The 22910-nt window shown below is 69.4% G+C and carries 20 protein-coding genes; 14 read left to right on the forward strand and 6 right to left on the reverse strand.

The window, feature by feature from the left end:
- Window positions 1-19: 19 nt before the first annotated feature.
- Complete coding sequence (locus JYK02_RS40955; RefSeq protein WP_431603522.1) at window positions 20-286, forward strand: hypothetical protein; 267 nt, start codon at window positions 20-22, stop codon at window positions 284-286.
- 99 nt (window positions 287-385) lie between these two features.
- On the opposite strand, the gene JYK02_RS36015 is transcribed toward JYK02_RS40955, so the two are convergent.
- Window positions 386-1318, reverse strand: a complete 933-nt coding sequence (locus tag JYK02_RS36015; RefSeq protein ID WP_207057491.1) for a hypothetical protein — start codon at window positions 1316-1318, stop codon at window positions 386-388.
- A gap of 185 nt (window positions 1319-1503) precedes the next feature.
- Window positions 1504-2811, reverse strand: coding sequence for a hypothetical protein (locus JYK02_RS36020; protein ID WP_207057492.1), 1308 nt, complete (start codon window positions 2809-2811; stop codon window positions 1504-1506).
- 87 nt (window positions 2812-2898) lie between these two features.
- Between JYK02_RS36020 and JYK02_RS36025 the strand changes: the two genes are divergently transcribed.
- Entirely contained in the window at window positions 2899-3369 is a 471-nt protein-coding gene (locus tag JYK02_RS36025; RefSeq protein WP_207057493.1) for a hypothetical protein, read from the forward strand.
- A gap of 57 nt (window positions 3370-3426) precedes the next feature.
- Here the strand turns inward: JYK02_RS36025 and folD are convergent, their stop codons facing one another.
- Window positions 3427-4278, reverse strand: coding sequence for a bifunctional methylenetetrahydrofolate dehydrogenase/methenyltetrahydrofolate cyclohydrolase FolD (folD, locus tag JYK02_RS36030; RefSeq protein WP_207057494.1), 852 nt, complete (start codon window positions 4276-4278; stop codon window positions 3427-3429).
- Window positions 4279-4368: 90 nt separating this feature from the next.
- On the opposite strand from folD, the gene JYK02_RS36035 reads away from it, so the two are divergent.
- The 7 genes from JYK02_RS36035 to JYK02_RS36065 all read left to right on the forward strand — a co-directional run bounded on the left by JYK02_RS36035 (window position 4369) and on the right by JYK02_RS36065 (window position 11703).
- Window positions 4369-5166 (forward strand): TerB family tellurite resistance protein, encoded by a 798-nt coding sequence (locus tag JYK02_RS36035; protein ID WP_347402660.1) that lies wholly within the window; start codon window positions 4369-4371, stop codon window positions 5164-5166.
- Between the two features lie 24 nt (window positions 5167-5190).
- Window positions 5191-5898: a Smr/MutS family protein gene (locus tag JYK02_RS36040; protein WP_207057496.1), complete on the forward strand. Its 708-nt coding sequence runs from the start codon at window positions 5191-5193 to the stop codon at window positions 5896-5898.
- Between the two features lie 36 nt (window positions 5899-5934).
- A complete protein-coding gene (add, locus tag JYK02_RS36045; protein WP_207057497.1) occupies window positions 5935-6927 on the forward strand; it encodes an adenosine deaminase in 993 nt (330 codons plus the stop codon).
- A gap of 3 nt (window positions 6928-6930) precedes the next feature.
- Window positions 6931-8028, forward strand: coding sequence for a quinone-dependent dihydroorotate dehydrogenase (locus JYK02_RS36050; protein ID WP_207057498.1), 1098 nt, complete (start codon window positions 6931-6933; stop codon window positions 8026-8028).
- Between the two features lie 107 nt (window positions 8029-8135).
- Entirely contained in the window at window positions 8136-9749 is a 1614-nt protein-coding gene (locus JYK02_RS36055) for a hypothetical protein (RefSeq protein ID WP_207057499.1), read from the forward strand.
- A 236-nt stretch (window positions 9750-9985) separates the two neighbouring features.
- Complete coding sequence (locus JYK02_RS36060) at window positions 9986-10489, forward strand: hypothetical protein (RefSeq protein WP_207057500.1); 504 nt, start codon at window positions 9986-9988, stop codon at window positions 10487-10489.
- 53 nt (window positions 10490-10542) lie between these two features.
- Window positions 10543-11703, forward strand: coding sequence for a serine/threonine protein kinase (locus JYK02_RS36065; RefSeq protein WP_207057501.1), 1161 nt, complete (start codon window positions 10543-10545; stop codon window positions 11701-11703).
- Here the strand turns inward: JYK02_RS36065 and JYK02_RS40640 are convergent.
- Together JYK02_RS40640 and JYK02_RS36070 are read right to left on the reverse strand one after the other, a co-directional pair.
- On the reverse strand, window positions 11681-11815 hold the full coding sequence (locus tag JYK02_RS40640; RefSeq protein ID WP_277991507.1) for a hypothetical protein: 135 nt from the start codon (window positions 11813-11815) through the stop codon (window positions 11681-11683). The two genes, JYK02_RS36065 and JYK02_RS40640, sit on opposite strands and share 23 nt — an antisense overlap.
- A gap of 12 nt (window positions 11816-11827) precedes the next feature.
- Window positions 11828-14740, reverse strand: coding sequence for a serine/threonine-protein kinase (locus JYK02_RS36070; RefSeq protein ID WP_207057502.1), 2913 nt, complete (start codon window positions 14738-14740; stop codon window positions 11828-11830).
- A 95-nt stretch (window positions 14741-14835) separates the two neighbouring features.
- Between JYK02_RS36070 and JYK02_RS36075 the strand changes: the two genes are divergently transcribed.
- The 4 genes from JYK02_RS36075 (at window position 14836) to JYK02_RS36090 (ending at window position 20783) form a co-directional block, all read left to right on the forward strand.
- Window positions 14836-17178 carry a DUF1588 domain-containing protein gene (locus JYK02_RS36075; RefSeq protein WP_207057503.1) on the forward strand — a complete coding sequence of 781 codons (2343 nt, stop codon included), beginning with the start codon at window positions 14836-14838 and terminating at the stop codon, window positions 17176-17178.
- A gap of 5 nt (window positions 17179-17183) precedes the next feature.
- A complete protein-coding gene (locus JYK02_RS36080; RefSeq protein ID WP_207057504.1) occupies window positions 17184-18581 on the forward strand; it encodes a DUF1552 domain-containing protein in 1398 nt (465 codons plus the stop codon).
- A gap of 111 nt (window positions 18582-18692) precedes the next feature.
- The gene (locus tag JYK02_RS36085; protein ID WP_207057505.1) at window positions 18693-19709 is read left to right on the forward strand and encodes an alcohol dehydrogenase; all 1017 of its coding nucleotides are present in this window, start codon (window positions 18693-18695) and stop codon (window positions 19707-19709) included.
- Window positions 19710-19820: 111 nt separating this feature from the next.
- Window positions 19821-20783 (forward strand): ornithine cyclodeaminase family protein, encoded by a 963-nt coding sequence (locus tag JYK02_RS36090; protein ID WP_207057506.1) that lies wholly within the window; start codon window positions 19821-19823, stop codon window positions 20781-20783.
- A 41-nt stretch (window positions 20784-20824) separates the two neighbouring features.
- On the opposite strand, the gene JYK02_RS36095 is transcribed toward JYK02_RS36090, so the two are convergent.
- The gene (locus JYK02_RS36095) at window positions 20825-21649 is read right to left on the reverse strand and encodes an SDR family oxidoreductase (RefSeq protein ID WP_207057507.1); all 825 of its coding nucleotides are present in this window, start codon (window positions 21647-21649) and stop codon (window positions 20825-20827) included.
- Window positions 21650-21720: 71 nt separating this feature from the next.
- Between JYK02_RS36095 and JYK02_RS36100 the strand changes: the two genes are divergently transcribed.
- The gene (locus JYK02_RS36100) at window positions 21721-22626 is read left to right on the forward strand and encodes a LysR family transcriptional regulator (RefSeq protein WP_207057508.1); all 906 of its coding nucleotides are present in this window, start codon (window positions 21721-21723) and stop codon (window positions 22624-22626) included.
- The last annotated feature ends 284 nt before the right edge of the window (window positions 22627-22910 follow it).

Genomic DNA, 22910 nt, shown 5'->3' on the forward strand with positions numbered 1-22910 from the left:
GGCCGCCAACGTCCACGACATGCACGAACTCTTCCCACTCATCGACTCCGTGCCTGCGGTGAGGATGCCTTCGGGACAGCGAAGACTGCGCCCCACCAAGCTGCACGCCGACAAAGCCTATGCCTCCGGAAAGAAACGGCAGGGGCTGCGCCTGCGAGGCATCGTCGCTCGCATCGCGCGTCCAGGCGTCGAGTCCAAGGAGCGACTGGGGCGCTATCGCTGGGTCGTGGAACGCACGCTGGCTTGGAAGAACCAGTTGCGCCGTCCTCGCACAGGCCTTTCTTGAGCACTCAACAGGGTCATCCTGGATGCGGTGCGAGTGGAGCTGGCGGAGAAGGACCTCACGGCCTACGAGCGCACCACCGGCACGGTGCTTCCGGACACGTCACCGCTTCCCATTCTCTTTGGCTTTCTTGAACGCCTCGTAGGCTTTGTCACTCCGCTTACGGATCGTCTCAGCCGTGTCTGTTATCATGATGTGCACGGGTGGAAGCCTGCCGTCCTTGCTGGTCCCGACGTTGACCAGTCGCCGTGGGCCTCGGCACGCCATGCAGGGGCAGTAGGGCTCACGCGCCGAGCCCTTCCAGACAGGTATCAAATCGGGATTGAGCCCGCGGACGTCCAAATCAATCTCCAGATCCTGGGTGATGGGACGTACTTTTTGAGGGCGCTGGAAGATGGCCCGAAAGCCCGCGAGCGTTGGAGGGACCTCCCGGTTTTCGAACAGGCTCGCGGTGAGTTCCGCTTGCTGTTTCTGGGTCAAGGAGCTGATGGAGCGATGGCGTATCCCTTCCGCGATCTTTCTCAGGTGCTCCCGGTCCGTCGCGAAGTTGCATTGGGCCGAATTCAGCTTCGCGCTGACCAGCGCCCTGACGCGCCGCCTGTTGTCCACCACCATGAAGTCCAGCTCGGCGAGGTTGCCGCCCAGGAGGATGCTGCCGGCATTGACAGGGTAGACCTCAACGTTCGTGTAGATGGTACAGGTCGAACTCACCCACCGGCCGAAGACCCGCTCGACTGCCTCCGAGACGCCCGGCAGCAAGGCCTCCTCCACAAGATCTCCCGCGATCTTGTCCCGCGTGCCGGGGTCGAGCTTTTCCTTGAGATTGCCCTCCGTGCCGTACTTTGCAGCCAGCGTCGCTTGGATGAGCCCTTCGCCGCCATGGCTGATGGGGCGCGGCTGGCGTCGGCGGGGACGTTTGACGAAGGGCTGCAGGACGAAGCCGCCCCCAGACTCGGGGACCTCCTCCTCGTCTTCGTCATCGTCATAGCCGCCTTCCCGGGGCGGCTCCTCCACGAACTCGACCTGCTGGTTCAACTTCGGCGCCAACCAGACGCAGAACAAGCAGCGGTCCAAGTTGTGAAGGGCACACTTCATTGCGGACTCCTTCAGCGCCGATGTCTGGAGTTTGAGGCGAAGCTCCAATCCCCCAGTACTTTGCGGATGCCAGCGTAGATTCGCCGCAGGGTCGGGTCAATTGCGTTTCGCCCAGCCCCCTTGATCTATTTCCTGCCCTCGTTCGTGGCCAGGGCATCCCATCGCTGCTCGACAAGATGAATGTCTCGTCGGGTCTCACGATCTTCAATCCATTGGCCCTGGGATTCTGGGTTCGCGCGGAACTGCCGCAGCTCTTCCGTGGTCAGTGGGAGCAATACCCAAAGCTCGACACGGCGGGTGGGTTCCGGCTGCAGGTGGCCGAACGGCCAGAACATGACCGCGGCAATCCCTTGCATCGGTGCGGGCAGGACAAACCGGTCGAACGCACGGAACGGCCGAGCACCGTCGTGGGCGTGGAAGCTCTGACCTGCCCATGCGAGCACATTGCCTGCCCAGGCCCCCAACCGCCCCGCGTGCACCACCAGCTCGACGTGGGTGTTCTGGTCTTCTGGGCTTCCACCCGGCTGAGCAACATCACTCACGCCGTTGGTCATCGCGTAGCACTCACCGTTAAGGAAGAAATGCTCCTGCGCGCCGTGCTGCGCGCCGCGGGCAAGATGGTAGTGACTATGCGGGCCGATCAGCGCAGCCAGCGCGCGCTTTCGCCCCACGCACGCCCGGGCATGAGCGGCCGCCTCCAGCCCGGGCACGGGTTTCGTGGGCTGGAGCCAAACCGCGCCAGACAGCTCCGCCTCGACCCGGAACTCGCCGGCCTGCGACCCGAACACCGTGCCCAAAGGCAACGGTCCATTCGAAATCATCGCCTGCATGACCGCGTAGGCAGTTGACTCAAAGAGTTCCTGTCGCGACGGGTCCATGGGCATCGCAATCTCAGGTAACCCGAAACCAACAAGGCCTGAGCTTTCAATCCACCCGGAAGCACGACCCAGATGATACGTCCAGAGGGGTCCGGGGTTCAATTTCGCGATGTAGTCTTTTGCATCGGCAACGAAGGCGCCGATGGGGAAAGCCATGTAGCCGGCCAGGGGCTGGATTACGGCGGTCACAAGCGCGGCGAGCTTGCACACCATCGCGGTGAGCTGGAGATAGCGATCCGCCGTGATGGATGCGCTCAACCCCTTGAAGCCCATCGCAGACATGAGTTCCGGCGAAGTGTTCCGGCCAAGCCAGCCCTCGTGGGGTGCGAGGATCTCCACGCTCGTCGTGCCAATGGGCGCCGTGCTCGACGCGTAGCTCCAATCCAACCGGCTGGGAACCTGCGTGGCAGCGACCCGGACATGGAAGAAATCAGAGATGCGGAGGGTCTGACCTTCAAGTCTTGGATTGAAGTCAGCGAGTGCCGCGGCGACAGCCTCGAGTCCTACCTTTGAGTTCAAAGGAAGAACAGCCCAGGTCAGCAGATGGCCCGTCATCGGAGGAAACCTTGAGAACGTGTGGAGGGTGGACGCGGCGTTCGCGTATACACGGCGCCCTCATCCAGGAGAAGAACGAGACAACTCATGGTCCAGCACGATGAACGCGACGGAAACATCGGACCGCTCTACACGCTGACGGAAACCACGCTGCGCAGGCAGAGCAAGGGCCGGGTCGGACCCGGGATTGACGAGTCGTTCCCAGTCGCCAGCATCGATGGTTTCTATGCGGTCGCGTACGACGTCAAGTCACTGACCGGTGTGGTGAAGAGTCAACCCGATCAGTTCCTGTTCTCGTGGCGCACTCCCGACGGGAAGCGACGCACCGAGGTCTGGATGGTCGCGGTTCGGACCGCCAGCTTCCAGCAGTTCCTCGCGGAGCTCGCGCGCCTGCGGCCCGAGGCAGACCTGCGCAAGCTCCAGATCAACGAGGCCCACAAGCGCCTGGGCAAGACGAGCCTCACCAAGGTTGCGGTGATCACCGTCGCGGCCGTCCTGGTGCTCAGTTGCCTCGGCATCCCGGCCGTCATCGCGCTCGTCGCCGCACTCGGCAACTAGCGGCACCCTCTCCACCTCCCTGTCTTCACATGAGACAGGGAGGCCCGGAGTTCCGGCCTACTTCCCAGCGCGCTGAGCCGCTTCCAGCGTGTTCTTCATCAGCATCGCGATGGTCATCGGGCCCACGCCACCGGGCACCGGTGTGATGAACGACGCGCGCTCCGCCGCGGCGGCGAACTCCACGTCACCCACCAGCTTGCCGTCGGCCTTGCGGTTCATGCCCACGTCAATCACCACCGCGCCGGGCTTGATCCACGCGCCCTTCACCAGCTCCGGCACGCCCACCGCCACCACCAGGATGTCCGCCTGGGCCACCTCCGACGGCAGGTCGCTCTTGCGGTGACACACCGTCACCGTCGCGTCCTTCTGGAGCAGCATCAGCGCCTGCGGCTTGCCCACGATGTTGCTGCGGCCCACCACCACCGCGCGCTTGCCGGCCGGATTGCACCCGACCTCTTCCAGCAGCCGCATCACTCCGTACGGCGTGCACGCGCGCGTCGCCGGGCGGCCCAGGAGCAGGTTGCCCGCGTTCATCGGGTGGAAGCCGTCCGCGTCCTTCTCCGGCTTCACCGCCGCGATGATGGTGTCCGCGTCGATGTGCTTGGGCAGGGGCAGCTGCACCAGGATGCCGTGCACGGCCGGGTCCTCGTTCAGCCGGTGCACCAGCGCCAGCAGCTCCTCTTGGGTGATGGTCTCGTCCGGGTGGTGCTCCCAGGAGTTGAAGCCCACCTCCTCGGCGGCCTTCTTCTTCCCCGTCACGTAGATCTTCGACGCCGGGTCCTCTCCCACGCGCACCACGGCGAGCCCCGGGGTGATGCCGCGCTCCGCCTTCAGGCGCACCACCTCCTCCTTGATCTCCGCCCGCACGCGCGCCGCCACTGCCTTGCCGTCAATCAACTGAGCCGTCATGAGCGCCACCTTATGCAAGACTGGCCCGGCACAAGGGAGCGAAGCGAAGGCATGGGCGCGGGAAAAGTTCTCGGGGCGATGTTGGGTCTCATGGCCGGCCTCCTCATCGGCGGGCCCTGGGCCATCGTGCTCGCGCTCATCGCGGGCACGGCCGTGGGCCATTACTTCGACGAACAGCACGCCGCGCCCCCGGACTTCCCCGAAATCTTCAGCGACTTCCCGGCCTCCTTCGAACCGCCGCCCCGGCAGGCTCCCCTCGCCCAGGGCCCGGGCGAGTTCCCCATCGTCCAGACCCCGGACGAGGACCCGCTCGACCGCGACATCACCGCCCTCTTCGTGGACGTGGCCCGCGCCGACGGCGACATGCGCAGAGAGGAGGTCCGCGAGGTCCGCCGCTACTTCGAGGAGGTCCTCCGCGCCGACGCCCACACCGTCCAGTGCGTGCGCGGCTACCTCAAGGACTTCCTCAGCCGCCCCGCCACCCTGGACGCCCCCGCTGCCCTCGCCTCCTGCCTGGACTCCCTGCCTTCAGCCGAACGGCTCCGCCTGCTCGACGCGCTCTATGAGATGGCGCTCGCGGACGGGCCCCTCCAGCGCTCGGAGCGAGAGGCCCTGAAGCGCATGGCCGAGGGCCTGGACGTCCCGGACGCCAAGGTCCAGTCCCTGGCCGAACAACACCTGGGCGACGCCACCGCCCACTACGCCACCCTGGGCCTGCCGCCGGACGCCACCGACGCGGAGGTGAAGAGCGCCTACCGCAAGCTCGCCGCCCGCTTCCACCCGGACAAGGCCAGCCACCTCGCACCCAAGGCCGCCGAGCAGGCCGCACGCCGGTTCCAGGCCGTCCGCGACGCCTACGAGGAAATCCGCAGGCTGCGCGGCCTGTAGCCCGGGTTAGAAGACAGGAATCCCATGAGCCAGCGTCCCCCGAAGAAGAAGGAAGCGGAGTTCCAGAACAACCCGTTCAAGTCCGCCATCAAGACGCTCCAGGACCAGGAGAAGCAGGAGAAGGCGGCTGCCGCCGCCGCCGCGGAGACCGCGAAGAAGAAGGCCGCCGTGCAGAAGCCCACGAAGGCCCCCAAGGCCCGGCCGGAGGACGACGACGTGGGCCTCTTCTTCTCCGCCATGGACGGCGTGCAGCAGATCACGAACCGCGGTGAGGCCCCCAAGACGAACCCGCGCCTGCCGGAAATCATCGACGACAACGCGGAGGCGCTCGCGCAGCTCTCCGACCTGGTCGCGGTGGACGGGCCCCTGTCCTTCACCGGCTCGGACACGTCCTTCGAGGGCGCCTCCCCCGGCACCGACCCCAACCTGCTGCGTTCGCTGCGCCGGGGTGACTTCTCCGTGCAGGACCGGCTGGACCTCCACGGCAAGACGCAGAAGGAGGCCCAGGCCACCGTGGAGCGCTTCCTGTCCGACAGCCGCCGGGCCAAGCGCCGCTGCGTGCTCATCGTCCACGGGCGCGGTTTGAATTCCAAGGACCAGATCCCGGTGCTCAAGGACGCGGTCAGGGACCTGCTGTCGCAGAAGCGGCTGGAGCGGATGGTGCTGGCGTTCTCCACCGCACGCCCGCAGGACGGCGGAGCCGGCGCCGTCTACGTGCTGCTGCGCCGATAGCTTTACGCGTGGCCGTGGCTGTGCATACATGCCGCCATGGTTCGCGACCTCATTGACCTCCACATCCACGTGGGTGGCGCGGTGGCCCCGCACATCCTGTGGTCCATTGCCCACCAGCAGGGCTTCAAGCTCCCCGTCAAGAACTACTTCGACTTCGTCGAGCTCATCACCTCCCGTCCGGGCAAGGTGGGCAGCCTCGACGACTACCTGAAGATCCTCCACACCTGGACGGAGAAGATCCAATCCTCTCCCAGCGCCATCGAGCGCTCCGTCTACGAGGTGATTGGCAAGGAGTACCGGGGCAGCCGCGTCACTCAGATTGAACTGCGCTTCAACCCGATGAAGCGCAACCTCTCCAGCGAGCTGGACCTGGACCACATCATCCACGCGGCGCTGCGGGGCATGGACCGCGCGACGCTGGAGTACGGCGTGAAGGTGGGGCTCATCTTCTGCCTGGCCCGCGAGTTCGACCACCGGCTCAACAGCATCATCGTGGAGAAGGCCATCAAGTACCGCTCGCGCGGCGTGTACGGCATCGACCTGGCCGGCACGGAGCGCGATGCGATGGAGCACAAGGCCTCGCTGTCGGAGTACGAGGACCTCTACGCCCGCGCGCGCAAGGCGGGGCTCAAGTGCACCGTGCACACCGGCGAGACGGCTGGCACGGGCGCCAATGGCCTGATGTCGGCGGTGGAGAAGCTCAAGCCCCACCGCATCGGCCACGGCATCCGCGCCGCGTACGACGAGTCCGCGATGAAGGTCCTGCGCGAGAACAACATCACGCTGGAGCTGTGCCCGACCTCCAACATCCACACCAAGGCGGTGTCGGACCTGCAGGAGCTCAAGCACATCATGCAGACGTTCTGGGACCGCAAGGTGAAGTTCACCATCAACACGGACGGCCCCTACCTGCTGGAGACGGACATGCGGCGGGAGATTGAAATCGTCGAGTCCAACGGCCTGCTCTCCACCGAGCAGGTGGACCAGGCGCTGGCGTGGGCGCGTGAGGCGTCCTTCATCCCGGCCTGACGCATGTACGGCCTGACTCGCGCATTGCTGTTCAGCCTGGCCCCGGAGCCCGCGCACCGGCTGGGCATGACGGGGCTCGCGGCCCTGGGGAAGTGGAACGCCCGCTGCCGCGCCATGCGCGAGCACACGCTGCGCCGCGCTCCCATGGACCTGTCCGTGGAGCTGGCGGGGCTGAAGTTCGCCCACCCGGTGGCGCTCGCCGCCGGGCTGGACAAGGACGCGGAGGCCGTGGACGGGCTGTTCGCCTGCGGCTTCTCCGCGGTGGAGATTGGCACCGTCACGCCGAAGCCCCAGCCCGGCAACCCGAAGCCGCGCCTGTTCCGGCTGCCGGAGCACCGCGCGGTCATCAACCGCATGGGCTTCAACAACCACGGCGCGGCCACCGCGGCGGAGCGCCTCAAGGGCCGCACGTGGAAGCCCGGCCCGCTGGGCGTGAACATCGGCAAGAACAAGGACACGCCGCTGGAGCGCGCGGTGGATGACTACGTGGCGTGCGTGGACGCGCTCGCGCCGCTGGGGGACTACGTCGTCGTCAACGCGTCGTCGCCCAACACGCCGGGCCTGCGCAAGCTCCAGGAGCCGGAGCAGCTCTCCGCGCTGCTGCTCGCGGTGCGCGAGCGCATGGAGGCCGTGGCTCCGGGCACGCCGCTGTTCCTGAAGATCGCCCCGGACCTTACGCCCGAGGCCGTGGATGAAGTGGTGGACGTGGCCATGGAGCGCGGCCTGTCCGGGCTCATCGCCACCAACACCACCCTCACCCGCCCCTTCGAGCACGAGCACGCGAAGGAGGCCGGCGGCCTGTCCGGCGCCCCCGTGCGGGAGCTGGCCAACGCCGTCATCCGCCGCGCCTATCAGCGCAGCCGGGGCGCCCTGCCCCTCATCGGCGTGGGCGGCGTGTTCACCGCGCAGGACGTCTACGAGAAGCTGCGCGCGGGCGCCACCGTGGTGCAGGTGTACACGGGCTTCATCTACGAGGGCCCGGGCATGGTGGACCGCATCCTCCCGGAGCTGGGCGCGCTGCTCACCCGGGACGGCTTCGCATCCGTGCGGGACGTGATTGGCGTGGATGCCCACACGGGCACGCCCGCCGTCCCCGCGTAGCCAGCGGCTCTCCGTCGGCTTTCGAGCACCAGACCTGTCCCGCGGGGCAGCTTCACGCGTGTCCACCTCGCAGCACCTTCCTCGCATCTGGGGGCAGGGAGGCGGACATGCGGACGAGGTCGTGGTGGTGCGCGGTGGCGGCGGCGGGCAGCTTGATGGGGTGCGGTGCCGGACCGGAGGCCGGGGACTCCGGGAGGACTCCGGAGGTGGCGGAGGTCCAGGCGCGGATGGACGCCGCGTGGGGCACGCGGGAGGTGAAACAGGTGCTCCCTGACGGCCGGACTCCGGGGACGCAGCTGGACAAGGAGCCCCGTCCCGACCTCCTGACGAACGTCGCGGGCACGCTCTACTTCGTGGTGCAGGAGGAGGATCAGCGCATCGCGCTGTGGAAGAGCGACGGGACACCCGGGGGCACCGTCGTGGTGAAGGCGTTCAAGCCGACGAACGCGCTGCTGGGGGGCCTGCGCATCACCGGCATGACGCCGCTGGGTTCGCGGCTGTTCTTCCACCTGTACGAGCCGGAGCTGGGCTGGGAGCTCTGGGTGAGCGATGGCACCCCCGAGGGCACCCGGCCCGTCGAGGACCTGGCGGCGGGGCCCGCGGACTCGAACCTGTTCAATTTCACGCAGCTCAACGGCGCGCTGTCCTTCTTCCGGCACGCGCCCTACGGCCAGGGCTTCACGCAGCTGTGGCGCTCGGATGGCACCGCGGCCGGCACGGTCATGCTGCGGGACTTTGGCCGCTTCACCAGCACCTCCGGTGAGGTGCTCCCCTCCTCCGGCCTCCGCGTGTTCCTCACCGAGGACTTCGAGGAGACCGTGCGGCTGTGGCGCACGGACGGCACGGCGGCCGGGACGTTCCAGCTCAAGGACTTCGGCATCCCGGGGCTGTACACGGGCACGGTCGTGTGGACCCGGCAGGTGGGGGACTCGATGCTGTTCGTCCTCCGCGACGCGGAGAACGGCACGCGGCTGTGGCGGACGGACGGCACCGTCGCGGGGACGCGGATGTTGAAGCGGCTGGATGCGTCCTGGGACGTGTCCATGGGCGTCCCCCAGGTCGTGGACGGCACGGTGGTCTTCACCCTCACCGACGCCGGCCCCAGCCTGGAGGTCTGGAAGACGGACGGGACGGAGGCCGGCACGGCGCGGCTGGACGCGTTCGGCCGGGACGGCCGGCTGCTGGGTGTCGTGGATTCCTCCGTCACGGTGCTCACGCTCACCGACGACGCGCGTTACCTGAAGCTGTGGCGGCTGCCGCTGGCCGGAGGCCTCAAGCAGGGCGTCACGGTCCTCTCCAATCCCTACGCGGATGATCCGAAGGCGGTGCCGGGCCTGCGCAACGCGGTGACGGTGGGCCATCGCATCTACTTCGCCCAGACGCTGGGCGCCCGCGTCCAGACGCCTCGGGACGTGGAGCTGTGGGTGACGGATGGCACGGCGGGCGGCACACGGCGTCTGTCCTCCGGTCTCACCCGGCCGGATGTGTTTCATTCGCCGCTCATCGCGCTGGACTCCGGCGGTCTGCTGTTCTCCGCGAAGGGCAATGTCTGGGTCACGGACGGAACGGTCCAGGGCACCCGCGCGGTGGATTCGCTGACCGCGAACAAGTCTCCGATGGAGGCGGCTGCCTTCACCCGCGTGGGGGAAGACATCTTCTTCCGCGCCCTCCCCGGCGCCCCTGGCTTCTCGCTGTGGGCCGTTCCCGCTACGAGGCCTTGAGCATCCATCCCGCTGGCCGCTGGCCCAAGGGGACGTTGAACCCCGCCGTTCTCCACAAGGCCCCGCGCGACCTCCCCGGTGGCGAGTAGCGGCCAGTCGGGAACGGCGGGGTGTCTGCCTTTGGACGGTGACGCGCTGCATTACAGACGCCACTTCGGGTTTCCTGGAATCTGAGGAAACTCGGAGCGGGCTGGGGCCGATGATGGTTCCAGGAACTCCGCCGCCCGAGGTGCTTCGTGAAGCTCCACCGTCCGCTGTCGAGCCCCCCGAAGCCCGAGCAGCCCACCCCGCCTCCGGCCGTCCACCGTGCCTCCGGACAGAGCATCCTCGGCGGTGGCCGGGGCAGCAGCACCAGCGCCCAGGGCTGCAAGTCTCCGCCGGGCCCCCAGGATGACCACTTCCATCACCGCGACGGCGGTGCGCGGCCCTGCGCCTCCGGCTCCAGCGTGAGGGGCGGCGGCGGCGGGCACTCCGGCAACGTCTCGTGCAGCTTCGTCCCCCCGGACGGCTCCGCGTCTGGGAAAACCCAGCCGAAGCCGTTCGAGAAGCTGGCGGAGAAGCTCCGCGACCTGTTCAAGCGGCTGTTCGGGGACGCGCCGGTCGCCCACTCTCCGGGCCGCGTGGCGACGGGCGACAGCAGCCGGACCTCGGGGTCCTCGCACTCCGGCAGTGGCCAGGGCCGCATTGGCGTCGAGGAGGAACTCCAGGCCGGCGCCTCCACGGCCCGGTCCGCGCGCTGAGCCGCGGCCCGTTCCTGCGCTCCGGGCGCGAGTGACGGTAGGCTTGCCCCGGAATGAACGACGTCCAGCGATTCGGGCCGTACCGCGTGCTGCGGGACATCGGCGAAGGCGGCATGGGGCGCGTCTCGCTCGCGGAGCGCGAGGGCTGGGAAGAGCCGGTCGTCCTCAAGCGCATCCACTCCGAGCACGCCGCCGACGCCCGCTTCCGCCGCCGGCTGCTGCGCGAGGCCGAGGTCGCCGCCGGGCTGCACCACCTCAACGTGGTGCGGGTGCTGGAGACGGGCGTCATCGACGACCAGGTGTACCTGTCCATGGAGTACGTCGCGGGCTCCAGCCTCGCGCACGTCCACGCGGCGAGCCGGCCGGAGCTGCTGCCCCTGGGGCCCATCCTGGATGCCATCGCGCAGGCCTGTGACGGGCTCGCGTACGTGCACCGCTTCGTCAACCCGGAGTCGGGCAAGTGGATGGAGTTGATCCACCGCGATGTGTCGCTGGACAACCTGCTGCTGTCCTTCACGGGCACGGTGAAGATCGCCGACTTCGGCATCGTGAAGACGTCCGAGGGCACGCAGACCACGTCCGGCGTGGTGATGGGGAAGCTGGCGTACATGTCCCCGGAGCAGATCCGCGACGAGGTGCTGGACGCGCGGGCGGACCTGTACTCGCTGGGTGTCTGTCTTTATGAGCTGCTGGCCGGACGGCGGCCGTTTCCCATCCAGCGGGGCCGCGCGGTGATGGAGTCGGTGCTGTATGACGCCCCGCCGCCGCTGCCGTCACAGCGTCCGGGCATCCCGGCGTCGCTGGTGTCCCTGGTGGAAGCGCTGCTCGCCAAGGACCGCAAGGCCCGGCCCACGGAGGCCACCGCCGTGGCGAAGGAGCTGCGCGCGGAGCTGGCCCGCCTGGGCGAGTCACCCCTCTTCCCGTCCCGGCTGATGGAGCCGCCCACGGGCGTTCCCGAGAAGAAGCCCCGGAGGCTGCGCCCGGCGATGCCGGAGCAGCCGTCGCCCGTCGAGCCCACGGAGGTGATGAAGCCGGAGGTGCCGCCCACCCTGCCCCTGGAGCCCGCGCCCCCGCTCCGCTCGGAGGCGCCGACCCAGGCGCTGAGGCCCGCTTCGCCCGCGAAGCGGTTCCGGCCTTCCGAGCCGGCACCGTCCTCGCGTGCTCCGTGGTTCAAGTGGGTGGTGGAGCTGATCAGCAGCCGCAGGCGCCGTTGACTGACTGATATTGATATTCCGTGTGCGTGTAGTTGCCCGCCGCGTCGAAGCACACGCGGTAGCTGGACTGCTCGATGAGGGTGCCCGGCTTGTCGTAAACGGTCAAATCCAAACGCAGTGGCAATCAACGGCTGGCAATCCATTGCTTCACCGCCGCCAGCTCGCGCCGGGTCATGGGGCCGCCCTGGGTAAAGCCTTGCTCCGCCTGCTTCGCCAGCGTCATCGCCCGCGCGTGCTCCGCCGGCTGACTCCAGAGCGCCTGCGCGAGCGCGAAGTGTGTCATCGCCGCGTCCACCGGATTCCAGCCCAATGGCGCCAGCACCCGCTCGGACGTCTCCAGTAGTTCTCGCGCGCTGTCGCCCTGCCCCAGTTGAAAGTACGCGAGCCCCAGCGCCGTGCGGCTGTGGATGGTGCGCGCATGCTCCGCGCCCAGCGCGCGCGACTTGGACTCCAGCGCCGCGCGCAGCAGCGGCACCGCCTCCTTCGGCCGCCCCTGCGCCACCATCAGCCGTCCGACGTCCTCCTCCAGCGTGTCGACCGCGAACTCCTCCGGCGGCAACACCTTGCGCTGGAGCGCCAGCCCTTCCTGGAAGTGCGTTAGCGCGTCCGCGTCCCGCTCCAGCCGCTCCTCCGCGCCCGCCAGGGCCTTCAGCGAATCAATGGCCTCACGGCTCTCCGCGCCGAATCCCTGACGCATGCCCTCCAGCGCCTGCCGATGCAGCGCGAGCGCCCGGTCCGGCGCGCCCAACGACTCCTGCACCAGCGCGAGGTCATGCAGCAGCAACAATGTCTGGGAATTGAGCGGCCCCAGGGTCTGCTGCCGCAGCGTGTAGGCGCGTTGCAGCCACTCCAGCGCCTTGGGCAGGTTCCCCGCCTCCTGCTCCGCGAAGCCCAGGTTGGTGAGCGTGCCCGCGAGCAGCGGATGCTCCGGCCCCAGCCGCTCCTCGTAGATGGCGAGCGCCTTCTGGTACAGCGCGGTGGCCTCCGCCTTCTTGCCCTGGCGCAGCATCACCATGCCCAGGTTGTTGAAGACCTTCCCCGTGTCCACGTGCGTGGGCCCCAGGGTGCGCTCGCGCAGCGCCAGGGCCCGCGTGTAGTGCCCCAGCGCGGCGTCGAGCCCGCCCTCGTTCATCGCGAGGATGCCCTCGTGGTTGGCGAGCCGACCTTCCAGGTCCGGCGCGGAGCCCAGCCGTTCGATGAGCGCGTGCGCCTGTGCGATCCACAGGTGGGCCTCGGGGAACCACTCGGGCTCGTTGCTCAGGCCGAGCACCAGCTCCGTGGCCACCTGGAGCGCCACCTCGTCATGCCGTCCCGCCGTGGCCGCGGCCATGGCCTCGTGCCACGTGGCGCGCGCGTCGCGCGACTGGTTCATGCGGTGGTGGGCCCAGCCCAGGACGTGGAGCGCCTCCGCCTCCACGGGCCGGTAGTGCGTCGCGTGCGCGGCCTCCACCGCCGCCTGGGCCACGGGCACCGCCTGCGCGTAGCGGCCCGTGTCGAGCAGCGCCTGCGCATGCGTCACGTCCTGGCGCACGGCCTCCACGCGGGCACGGGCCGCCGCGTCCTCCGGCGGGGGCACCGCGGCGGAGAGCGCCTCCACGTTCGCGCAGCCCGACACGCCTCGCAGTGCATCCACCGCCTCCGCGCTGCGCTGCACCAGCGCCACGTCCGCGTGGGCCAGCTCCGCCCCCAGCGCGTCCACCGCCCGCAGGCGCCGGTCCAGGCACGCCATGCGCAGCGCCAGGTGCGCCTCCGGCTGCTCGCCCGTCACGCGCGTGGCCTCGCAGGCCTGGCGGTGCATGCGGCTCCACTCCGTCGCGTACGCATCCAGCGCGCGCTCCACGCGGTCGAAGGCGCCGTCCGCGTCCTTCGCGCCGCTCTTCTCGAAGGCCTCCGCCACCGCCGCCTTCTGCTCGGGGCCCCACACGCGCGCGAACAACTTGGGCGAGCCGCTGCACGGCGTGGGCCTCACCCACGCCACACCCACGCCGAGGAAGAGCCCGGCCACCACCGCGAGCGAACGTCCCGCGAGCTTCTTCCGTCCAGCCTCCGGGTCGTTCTCCAGCGCCGCCAGCAGCGCCTCCATGGAGGCGAAGCGCTGCTCCGGCGCGACGGACAGGCCCTGCGCGAGCACGCGGTGCACCCAGCCCGGGACGGCCGGATGCGCGGGCGGCTCCAGCTCCACCCGGGGCACCACCGCGCCCTGTGGGGCCCGCTGCGAGTCCAGCAGCGTCACCGCCATGCGCCGCAGCGTCCCCTCCTCGAAGGGGCGCTGACCGGTGAGCGCCTCGTAGACGGACACGCAATAGCTGAACTGATCCGCGCGCGCGTCCGGGCCCCGTCCGGCGTACTGCTCCGGCGCCATGTACGCGGGCGTTCCCACCAGCGCTCCCGTCGCCGTGAGCCGCGTGTCCAGCGGCCCCTCCAGCAGCGCCGCCGGCGGCACCGCGGCTCCGGCCTCCGTGCTCACGCCCGCGTCGGACGCGATGCCGAAGTCCGTCACCCAGACACCACCGTCGCGGCCCAGGAGCACGTTGTCTGGCTTGAAGTCGCGGTGGACGAGCCCCGCCGCGTGCGCCGCCGCCAGTCCCTGTCCCATCGCGCGGCACACGGCCAGCACCTGGCGCTGGGGATGCGGCCCCTCGCGCAGCCACTGCCGCAGCGTGCCGCCCTCCACGCGGGCCATGGCGATGAACACCCGCCCCTCGTGCGTGCCCACGTCATGCACCGTGAGCACGTTTGGATGCGACAGGCGCGCCATCGCCTGGGCCTCGCGCACCAGCCGCAGCGCGCGGGCGTTCTCCTCCTCGTCCGGCAGGCGCCGCTCGTTCAGCAGCTTGATGGCGACGGTGCGACGCAGCTCCGGGTCGAACGCCTCGAAGACCTCGCCCATGCCGCCGCGTCCCAGCCGCGCCAGCAGCACGTAGCGGCCCACGCGCGTCGCATGGAGCGGACGCTCCGGTCCGCTGGAGTCACCCGTCGGGTGCCCGGTGTTCGGCGCCTGGGAGGCGGTGTCTTGTGAGGGCCGGGAGGTCTTCATCCCCGCCAGCCTATCGCTTCCCGGTTATTCCCATCTAACCCAGTTTGGCGGAGCCTGCTTGCTATTCAACCTGCCGTCCGTGTCACACTGGCCGGATGAATCGCGTCCTACTTCTGGCCGCACTGGTGAGCCTCGTCGCGTGCAAGGGCAACATCGGGCCAAGCACCAACAACGGAGGCCCCAACGACGGAGGCCCCAACAACCCCGGGGAGCCCGTTGAGCCCGGGGGAAACCAGGCCGCCGCGTGCGTGGTGCAGTCCGCGCTCGCCAACCGTTGCGCCAGTTGTCACGGCGCGATGCCGACACAGGGGGCGACGATGCCGCTGCGCACCCTGCACGACATGCGGGTGAGCTCGGCGGTGGATGGGAAGCTCAGCAACGCCCAGCGCGCGCTCATCCGCATGCGCGACGACACGTCTCCGATGCCGCCGGCCCCGCATGAGCGCGCGAGCTCGGCCGAGCGCACCGCGCTCGAGACCTGGATCAAGGAGGGGATGCCCCTCTGCAGTGGCACGGACGGCCCGCCCGTGACCGTGGTGGCCGAGCCCAACCTGCTCGATCAGTCCGCGCTCTTCTCCTGCACCGAAGGCGTGCGCTCGGATGCGCCGACGCGCATCCGCCGCATGAACCGGCGCGAGTTCACCCGCAACGTCGGTGGCTCGGTCGAGCGCAGCTGGACAGGGTTCAGCTTCTACGACAACCCGCTCGATCCCAGCGCCATCGAGCAGTACAGCTCCTGGGCCTCGGACGAGACGCTGGACGAGGCCACGGTGGAGCTCTTCCTGCCGGTGGTCGGCGCGGCCGCCGCGCCGTGGACGATGAACTACCCGGACGGCAACCGGATGGAGCGCGTCTATACCGACCGCCGCTTCAGCTGCATGTTCAACGACGCGAACCCGAGCGACACCTGCAAGCGCTTCCACCTGGGCCAGATGCTCGAGTTCGGCGTCTTCTTCCGGCCGCCCACCGAGGATGAGCTCACCCGCCTCACCGCCTTCGCCACCGCGGTCATCGCGCAGGAACCGAGCTACTCCGCGCAGATCCGCGCGGACTCCATCACGCGGATCTCCAACGCCGCGTGGATGATGACCGGCGCCATGTTCCGCCGCGAGATGGGTGGCAAGCCAGCCGACGGTCGCGTGGAGCTGAGCAGCCTGGAGCTGGGCTCGCAGCTGGCCTACGCGCTGGGAGGTCGCGCGCCCTCGGCCACACCGAGCTTCGTGTATCCGTACTACTCCGCGCCCCTGGAGGGCCATCTGGCGGACGTGGCCCTTGCCGCGAAGGATGGCTCGCTCACGCAGGATGCGACGACCGCCGCCTTGATCAAGAAGCACCTGGGCGGCGTCGACACCCAGGAGAACGGGACACCGCGCTTCGATCTGGTGCAGGACTACAACGAGGACCAGCGCTCCAAGCGCGGGCAGTACTGGCTGGGTGACGGCGTCGCGGGCTTCTTCCGCGAGTGGCTCGGCTACGGGCACGTGTCCGCGGTGTTCAAGGAGTCTCCGGCGGCGACCTCGCGCTTCGAGCTCGAGGGGCTCGGCTACATCAGCTCGGTTTCGTACGACAACCTGCTCACCAACTTCCATCCGCTGGAGCCGACCTTCATCCAGCAGTTCGACGATCTGATCGCGCGGGTGGTCGTCGAGGATCAGGACGTGCTGGCGAACCTGCTCACCACGCGCACGTTCTACGTGCCCTCCATGCAGAACGCGGCGTACGACTCGCACAAGGGCCTCTCGTTCCCCTACAACGTCAGCGAGATCCTCCCGGCGACCGTCGCGGGCCGCTGGAAGACGCTGCCTGCCACGGAGCGCGCGGGCGTGCTGACCCACCCGGTGTGGCTGGCCGCGCATGGCGGCAACTTCGAGGACGATCCGTCCATCGTCCACCGCGGCAAGTGGGTGCGCGAGAAGCTGCTGTGCGGCTTCGTCCCGCCGCTCAGCAGCGTGCAGGTGGCGGCCCAGGTCGGCGCTCACGCCGCCGACAAGAACGCGCGCCGCCGCCTGCAGGAGGCCACCGCCGGAGCGCAGTGTCAGGGCTGTCACCGTCTGATGGAACCGCTCGGCCTGCCCTTCGAGATCTACAACCACGCGGGCTTCCTGCGCGCGCAGGATCACTCGCCCAGCGGAGGCTGGACCACGCCGGACGGCAGCTCGACGCTCACGTCGATGCCGGACCCCGCGCTGGACGGCCCGGTGCGCGACGCGGTGGAGCTGAGCGAGCGGCTGGCGGCCTCGGGGCACGTGAAGCGCTGCTTCGTGCGACAGGCGTTCCGCTACTTCATGGGCCGCCCGGAGAACCTGACCGACGCCTGCACGCTGACGCGGATGGAGCAGGCCTATGATCAGAACAAGGGCTCGTTCTCCAAGATGCTGACCACGCTGATGACCAGCGACACCTGGAAGACGCGGCGCGTGCCGCAGGCTGGAGAGTGACTGCCATGTTCTCGCGACGAACCGTCCTGAAGGGCATGGCCGCCGGCCTCTTCGCGCCCTACTTCCGCGACGTCTACGCCCAGTCGTCCAAGTTGCCAGCGCGCCTGGTGCTGGTCCTCGAGTGCAATGGCGTCTACCCCCGCGCGCTCCTGAGCGCGGGCACCCGCGCGGCGCTGGGTGGCGCCGCCAACAGCTCCGAGCGCATCTTCTGGGACGCGTACAAGGACACGCCGCTGGTGCGTCAGGGCGACAACCTCGCCAGCGCGATCAGCCTCGGGCCGCTGGCGGCGTCCACCGGCAACATCGACCTGGTGAACCGCTCCGCCGTGCTGCTGGGGCTCTCCAACCTCATCGCGGGCGGCGGGCACTCCAGCGGGACGGGCGGGCTGAGCTGCGCGGTGAACGGCGCGGGCGCGACCTTCGACTCGGTCATCGCACCGCGCCTGCGCCGGGGTGCACCGTTCGACGTGCTTCGCCTGGGCACCAGCTCCGCGCGCGTATCCATCGTGTACGAAACCTGCGCGCTCGGCCCCCGCAAGCCCGCGGGCATCATCGTCAACCCGTCGCTCGCGTTCGACAGCACCTTCGGCTCGCTGCTCGGCGGCTCGACGAATGGGCGCGATCGCAAGATGCTCTTCGACTTCGCGCTGGCCGACTCGCGCAAGGCGCTGGCGGAGTTCAGCGGCAACTCCAACGAGCGGCTGAAGCTGGAGCGCTACGTCTCCTCGCTCGAGTCCCTGCGCACGCGGGAGGATCAGCTCACGGGCATGGCGGACCGCGTGCGGCCCTACCTGCCGCCAGCGCCGAAGGACAACCCGCTGCTCACCTCGGCGGGCTCACCGCCCGACTCGCTGAAGTGGTTCGAGGCGCAGTTCCAGATCGCCACGGCGTCCCTCCTGGGCGGGCTGACGAACACGGTCGTGCTGGCGACGGGCACCTCGGGCTTCGACGTGGCCTATGGCCCGGACGTGAGCGACGTCGCGCGACACAACCTGCAGCACGGCCTGGATGCGGGGCAGAACTGGGAGAAGGTCGCCGAGGTCACCCGCCGCCACGTGCAACTGGTGGCGAAGCTGGCGAGGACGCTGGCCGCCACGCCCGAGGTTGGCGCGAGCGGCTCGATGCTGGATCACACCGCGATCGTCTTCATGTCCGACAACGGCGAGCAGCACCACTCCACCTCGCGGGAGTGGCCGAAGCTGGTGGTGGGCGGCAACGCGCTGGGCCTGAAGACCGACGGGCGCACGGTCGTGTACCCGAAGTACGACGCGGCCCGGAACCGGCAGGTCTCCAACCTCTTCAACACGCTCGGCCACGCGTTCGGAGACGCGGACTTCAACACCTTCGGGCAGGAGGGCAGCACGCGCATCGCGCCGGGACCGCTGAGCGAGCTGTACGGCTGACACGGCTGCGGTCAACTGCCCGCCTGCCCTCCAGCCGGCCGGGCCCCGCAAGCCTCACCCGGAGGCCTGCCCATATTCACCCGCGTTCCTTCACACCCACGAGGAAGCGCGATGGCCAGGAAGATGAAGGCAGTGCAGGTGAAGCAGGCCCGGGGACCGCTCGAGACCGTCGAGCGGGACGTCCCCGAGCCCGGCCCGGGGCAGGTGCTCATCGCCGTGGACGCCTGCGGCGTCTGTCATAGCGATGCCATCACCAAGGAGGGCTGGATGCCCGTGAAGTACCCCCGGGTTCCTGGCCACGAGGTGGTGGGCCGCATCGACAAGGTGGGGCCCGGGGTGACGGCGTGGAAGGCGGGCCAGCACGTCGGGGTGGGTTGGCATGGCGGCCACTGCGGACAGTGCCCCGCGTGCCGCGTGGGCGACTTCGTCACCTGCGACTTCCAGCAGATCTGCGGCATCAGCTACGACGGCGGCTACGCGGAGTTCATGCTGGCGCCCCAGGAGGCGCTCGCCCGCGTCCCGGAGGGCATGAGCTCCGAGGACGCCGCCCCGCTGCTGTGCGCGGGCGTGACGACCTTCAACTCGCTGCGGAACATGGGCGCGAAGCCGGGGGATCTGGTCGCGGTCCAGGGCATCGGCGGCCTGGGGCACCTGGCCATCCAGTTCGCGCGCAAGCTGGGCTACCGCACCGTGGCCATCTCGCGCGGCGGGGACAAGCGGCAGCTCGCGATGGAGCTGGGCGCGCACGAGTACATCGACACGGAGAAGGGCCCCGCGGCCAAGGCGCTCCAGGCCATGGGCGGCGCGCGCGTCGTCATGATGACCGCGTCGAGCAGCAGCCTCGCGGGAGAGCTCATCGGCGGCCTGGGCCGTGACGGCGTCCTGCTCCTGTTGGGCGCGGGCGCGGAGCCCATCCCCGTCACCAGCCTCCAGCTCATCTCGAAGCGGCAGCGGGTCCAGGGCTGGCCCAGCGGCATCCCGCAGGACTCCCAGGACACCATGGACTTCAGCGCGCTGGCCGGCGTGCGCTCGCGCAACGAGGTCTTTCCCCTGGAGCGCGCGGCGGAGGCCTTCGAGCGGATGATGAGCAACCATGCCCGCTTCCGCGTGGTGCTGAAGATGCGCTGAAGCGCGCCTTCAATCACAGACATGCCTGCCCGCCGAGCGAAGTGCCTGCGGCGGGCACTTGGGCAGTGACAGTCCTTGGGTGGCATTGCGTTCTTGGGTATAGCGGCGCGCATGCCCACCCTCCTCCTCAGCGCGAAGGACCTGCGCGGCCTCTACACCGTCGAGCTCGGTCTGGAAGCCGTCGAGCGTGCGTTCCTGGCCCATGGCCGCGGCGACGCGCTCATGCCCCCCAAGGTGTACCTGTCCCTGCCGAAGTACGAAGGCGACTTCCGCGCCATGCCCGCGTTCCTCGACGGCGCGGCCGGCGTGAAGTGGGTCAACGCCCATCCCCACAACCCGCGCAAGCACGGCCTGCCCACGGTGCGCGCCGTCTACGTCCTCAGCGACCCCGACACCGCGTCCCCGCTGGCCATCCTGGACGGCACGCTGCTGACGGCGTGGCGCACCGGCGCCGCGGGCGGCATCGCGTCCAAGTACCTGGCCCGGAAGAAGCCCCGCACGCTGGGCCTCGTCGGCTGCGGCGTGCAGGCGCGAGTCCTCATCGACGCGCACCGCGCCCTCTTCGGGGAGCTGGAGCTGCTCATGGCGGACGTGTCCGCCCAGGCCGCCGAGGCTCTGCAGAAGGAGAAGGGCGGCCGCGTGGTGAGCCTCCAGGAGGCCTCCGGCGCGGACATCGTCTGCTCCGCCACGCCCGCGCGCGCCCCGGTGGTCCGCCGCGAGTGGGTCCAGGCCGGCGCCCACATCAACGCCATGGGCGCGGACGCCCCCGGCAAGCAGGAGCTGGATCCGCGCCTGCTCGTGGACGGGCGCGTCTTCATCGACGACGCGGAGCAGGCCCTCCACTCCGGCGAGGTGAACGTTCCGCTGCACGACGGCCTCATCCAGGCCGGGCAGCTCGCCGGCACCCTGGGAGAGGTTGTCGCCGGCCGCAAGCCCGGCCGCACCGGCAACGAGGTCACCGTCTTCGACTCCACCGGCCTCGCCGTGCAGGACGTGGCCCTGGCCCGCGCGCTCTACGACGTCGCCCTCGCGAAGGGCGTGGGCCAGAAGTTCGACCTGGTCGAAGACGCCTGAAGCACGGCTCCTGGCCGCGCCTCCACGGCGCGGCCAGGCTGTCAGTCACAGTCGGTGGACAGCGCGACCTCGCGCTGCGACTCCAGTTCGTCCAGCCGCTGCCGCAACGCACGCTGGACCGAGTGGTAGGCCGTGCTCCCGAGCGTCCGTCGCCGTGGCGCCGGAGTCTCCTCGGCCACGTCGATGATGGCCCGCGCGGTCTTGTCGGCATCCCCGTTGATCTCGAAGGAGCCGTTCGCCAGGGCCGCGCGCACCGCTCCGACCGGTGTCGGTGCGTAGACGGCCAGCTCCCGGGTCCTCACCAGGTTGTCGCCGAAGTTCGTCCGCGTCGGTCCAGGCTCCACCAGGGTGAGGGCAATCCCGAACGGCGCGACCTCCTGCGCGACGGACTCGACGTACCCTTCGATGCCCCACTTCGACGCGTGATAGGCGCTGAAGGCCGGGTAGGCCATCTGCCCGCCCTCCGAGGAGACCTGGAGGATGTGGCCGCCCCCCTGCTCCCGCAGGCGCGGGATGAAGGCGCGGATCAGGTGGATGGAGCCGAGCAGGTTTGTGTCCAGCACCCGGCGCAGCTGCGCGTCCTCCGTCTCCTCCGCCGCGCCAAACACGCCGTAGCCCGCGTTGCTGACCACCACGTCAACCCGCCCCAGCTCCGTGAACGCCCTGCCGACGACGGCCTCGACCTGCGCCGCGTCCGTCACGTCGAGCCGGGCAACCCAGAGCCGTTCGCCATGCTTCGCCTTCAAGGCGTCGAGCACCTCCGTCCGCCGGAGCGTCGCGGCCACGCGGTGGCCCTGCGCGAGGAGTTGTTCCGTGAGGATCCGGCCAATGCCCGAGGACGCGCCCGTGATGAACCAGGTTTTCATGTGCCCATAGGTAGCCCCCGCGATTGGTGAACAGAAGCGCACGGTTCCGCATAGGCTCGTGAAGAGTCGCCATGAATGAACCCCGCCCCGACGTCGCCGAACTGACCTTCTTCACGACGGTCGCCAGCCTCCGCAGCTTCCGGAAGGCGGCGGACGAGCTCCGGGTTTCGCCGTCGACCCTGAGCCATGGGGTCCGCAGGCTCGAGGAGCGCATGGGGGTCCGCCTGCTCAACCGCACCACGCGGAGTGTCGCCCCCACGGAGGCTGGCGAAGCCCTGCTGGAGCGGGTGCTTCCCCTGCTTCAGGGCCTCCGGGGTGCGCTCGCGGAGGTCTCCGAAGGGGGCGGTCCACCGCGCGGCTCACTGCGGATCAACACGAACATCGTCGGAGCCCGGGTCCTGCTGCGTGACGTGGTCCCGGTGTTCCGCACGCGCTGCCCGGACGTCCATGTCGACCTGGTCATCGAGGGCCGCCTCGTGGACATCGTGGCCCAGGGATTCGACGCCGGGGTCCGGCTGAGAGAGGCCATTCCCCGGGACATGGTCGCCGTGAGCTTTGGAGGGGACACCCGGTTCGTCGCGGTCGCGTCCCCGAAGTACCTGGAGCGCCACCCGGCCCCCCGGACCCCTCACGACCTCTTGAAGCACGAGTGCATCCGCTACCGGTTCAAGAGCGGCAAGCTCTACCGCTGGGAGTTCGAGCGCCGGGGACAGGCCCTCTCCATCGACGTGAACGGACCGCTCACGCTCAACGACGACGACCTGATGGTGCAGGCCGCGGTCGCCGGACACGGCATCGCGTACGTCGCAGAGCCGTTCGCGCAGCGCGACATCCAGGAAGGGAGGCTCGTCGTGGTGCTCGGCGCCTGGCTGCCCCAGGTCTCCGGGCTCGCCCTCTACTACCCGGGGCACCGGCAGGTGCCCCCGGCCCTGCGCGCCTTCGTCAGCGTGCTCAAGGAGTCACGGGCAGGCGGATGAGGCACCTACGGATGTCCCACCCGGTGCGTCCTCCGCACAGAGGAGACCCGTCAGGACGCCCGGGTGTGCAGCTGTAGCTGTGTGGCAAAAAAGAGAGCGCTCGCCGGCACCTTGGAGTTTTACCGGCGAGCGCCCCGGGCCGCGTGCCGACTGGCAGGGCCTCGTAAAGTCGCGGGCGGATGCGGAGCGGATTGAAAGCCTGGCCCCACGCCACCTTCATGTTTCCTGCCGTCCGCCCCGCGTCCCTTGTTCCGGGCCCCGCGCTCGACGTCCGTTTCCCTCAA

It is taken from the genome of Corallococcus macrosporus, from assembly GCF_017302985.1.
GTDB classification, from domain to species: Bacteria; Myxococcota; Myxococcia; order Myxococcales; family Myxococcaceae; genus Corallococcus; species Corallococcus macrosporus_A.

Excerpts from the sequence above, each read along its gene's own strand:
- JYK02_RS40955 (WP_431603522.1), top strand. The coding sequence starts at position 20 with ATGCACGAACTCTTCCCACTCATCGACTCCGTGCCTGCGGTGAGGATG.
- JYK02_RS36020 (WP_207057492.1), bottom strand. The coding sequence starts at position 2,811 with ATGACGGGCCATCTGCTGACCTGGGCTGTTCTTCCTTTGAACTCAAAG.
- JYK02_RS36025 (WP_207057493.1), top strand. The coding sequence starts at position 2,899 with ATGGTCCAGCACGATGAACGCGACGGAAACATCGGACCGCTCTACACG.
- folD (WP_207057494.1), bottom strand. The coding sequence starts at position 4,278 with ATGACGGCTCAGTTGATTGACGGCAAGGCAGTGGCGGCGCGCGTGCGG.
- JYK02_RS36035 (WP_347402660.1), top strand. The coding sequence starts at position 4,369 with ATGGCCGGCCTCCTCATCGGCGGGCCCTGGGCCATCGTGCTCGCGCTC.
- JYK02_RS36040 (WP_207057496.1), top strand. The coding sequence starts at position 5,191 with ATGAGCCAGCGTCCCCCGAAGAAGAAGGAAGCGGAGTTCCAGAACAAC.
- add (WP_207057497.1), top strand. The coding sequence starts at position 5,935 with ATGGTTCGCGACCTCATTGACCTCCACATCCACGTGGGTGGCGCGGTG.
- JYK02_RS36050 (WP_207057498.1), top strand. The coding sequence starts at position 6,931 with ATGTACGGCCTGACTCGCGCATTGCTGTTCAGCCTGGCCCCGGAGCCC.
- JYK02_RS36055 (WP_207057499.1), top strand. The coding sequence starts at position 8,136 with ATGCGGACGAGGTCGTGGTGGTGCGCGGTGGCGGCGGCGGGCAGCTTG.
- JYK02_RS36065 (WP_207057501.1), top strand. The coding sequence starts at position 10,543 with ATGAACGACGTCCAGCGATTCGGGCCGTACCGCGTGCTGCGGGACATC.
- JYK02_RS36070 (WP_207057502.1), bottom strand. The coding sequence starts at position 14,740 with ATGAAGACCTCCCGGCCCTCACAAGACACCGCCTCCCAGGCGCCGAAC.
- JYK02_RS36075 (WP_207057503.1), top strand. The coding sequence starts at position 14,836 with ATGAATCGCGTCCTACTTCTGGCCGCACTGGTGAGCCTCGTCGCGTGC.
- JYK02_RS36080 (WP_207057504.1), top strand. The coding sequence starts at position 17,184 with ATGTTCTCGCGACGAACCGTCCTGAAGGGCATGGCCGCCGGCCTCTTC.
- JYK02_RS36085 (WP_207057505.1), top strand. The coding sequence starts at position 18,693 with ATGGCCAGGAAGATGAAGGCAGTGCAGGTGAAGCAGGCCCGGGGACCG.
- JYK02_RS36090 (WP_207057506.1), top strand. The coding sequence starts at position 19,821 with ATGCCCACCCTCCTCCTCAGCGCGAAGGACCTGCGCGGCCTCTACACC.
- JYK02_RS36095 (WP_207057507.1), bottom strand. The coding sequence starts at position 21,649 with ATGAAAACCTGGTTCATCACGGGCGCGTCCTCGGGCATTGGCCGGATC.
- JYK02_RS36100 (WP_207057508.1), top strand. The coding sequence starts at position 21,721 with ATGAATGAACCCCGCCCCGACGTCGCCGAACTGACCTTCTTCACGACG.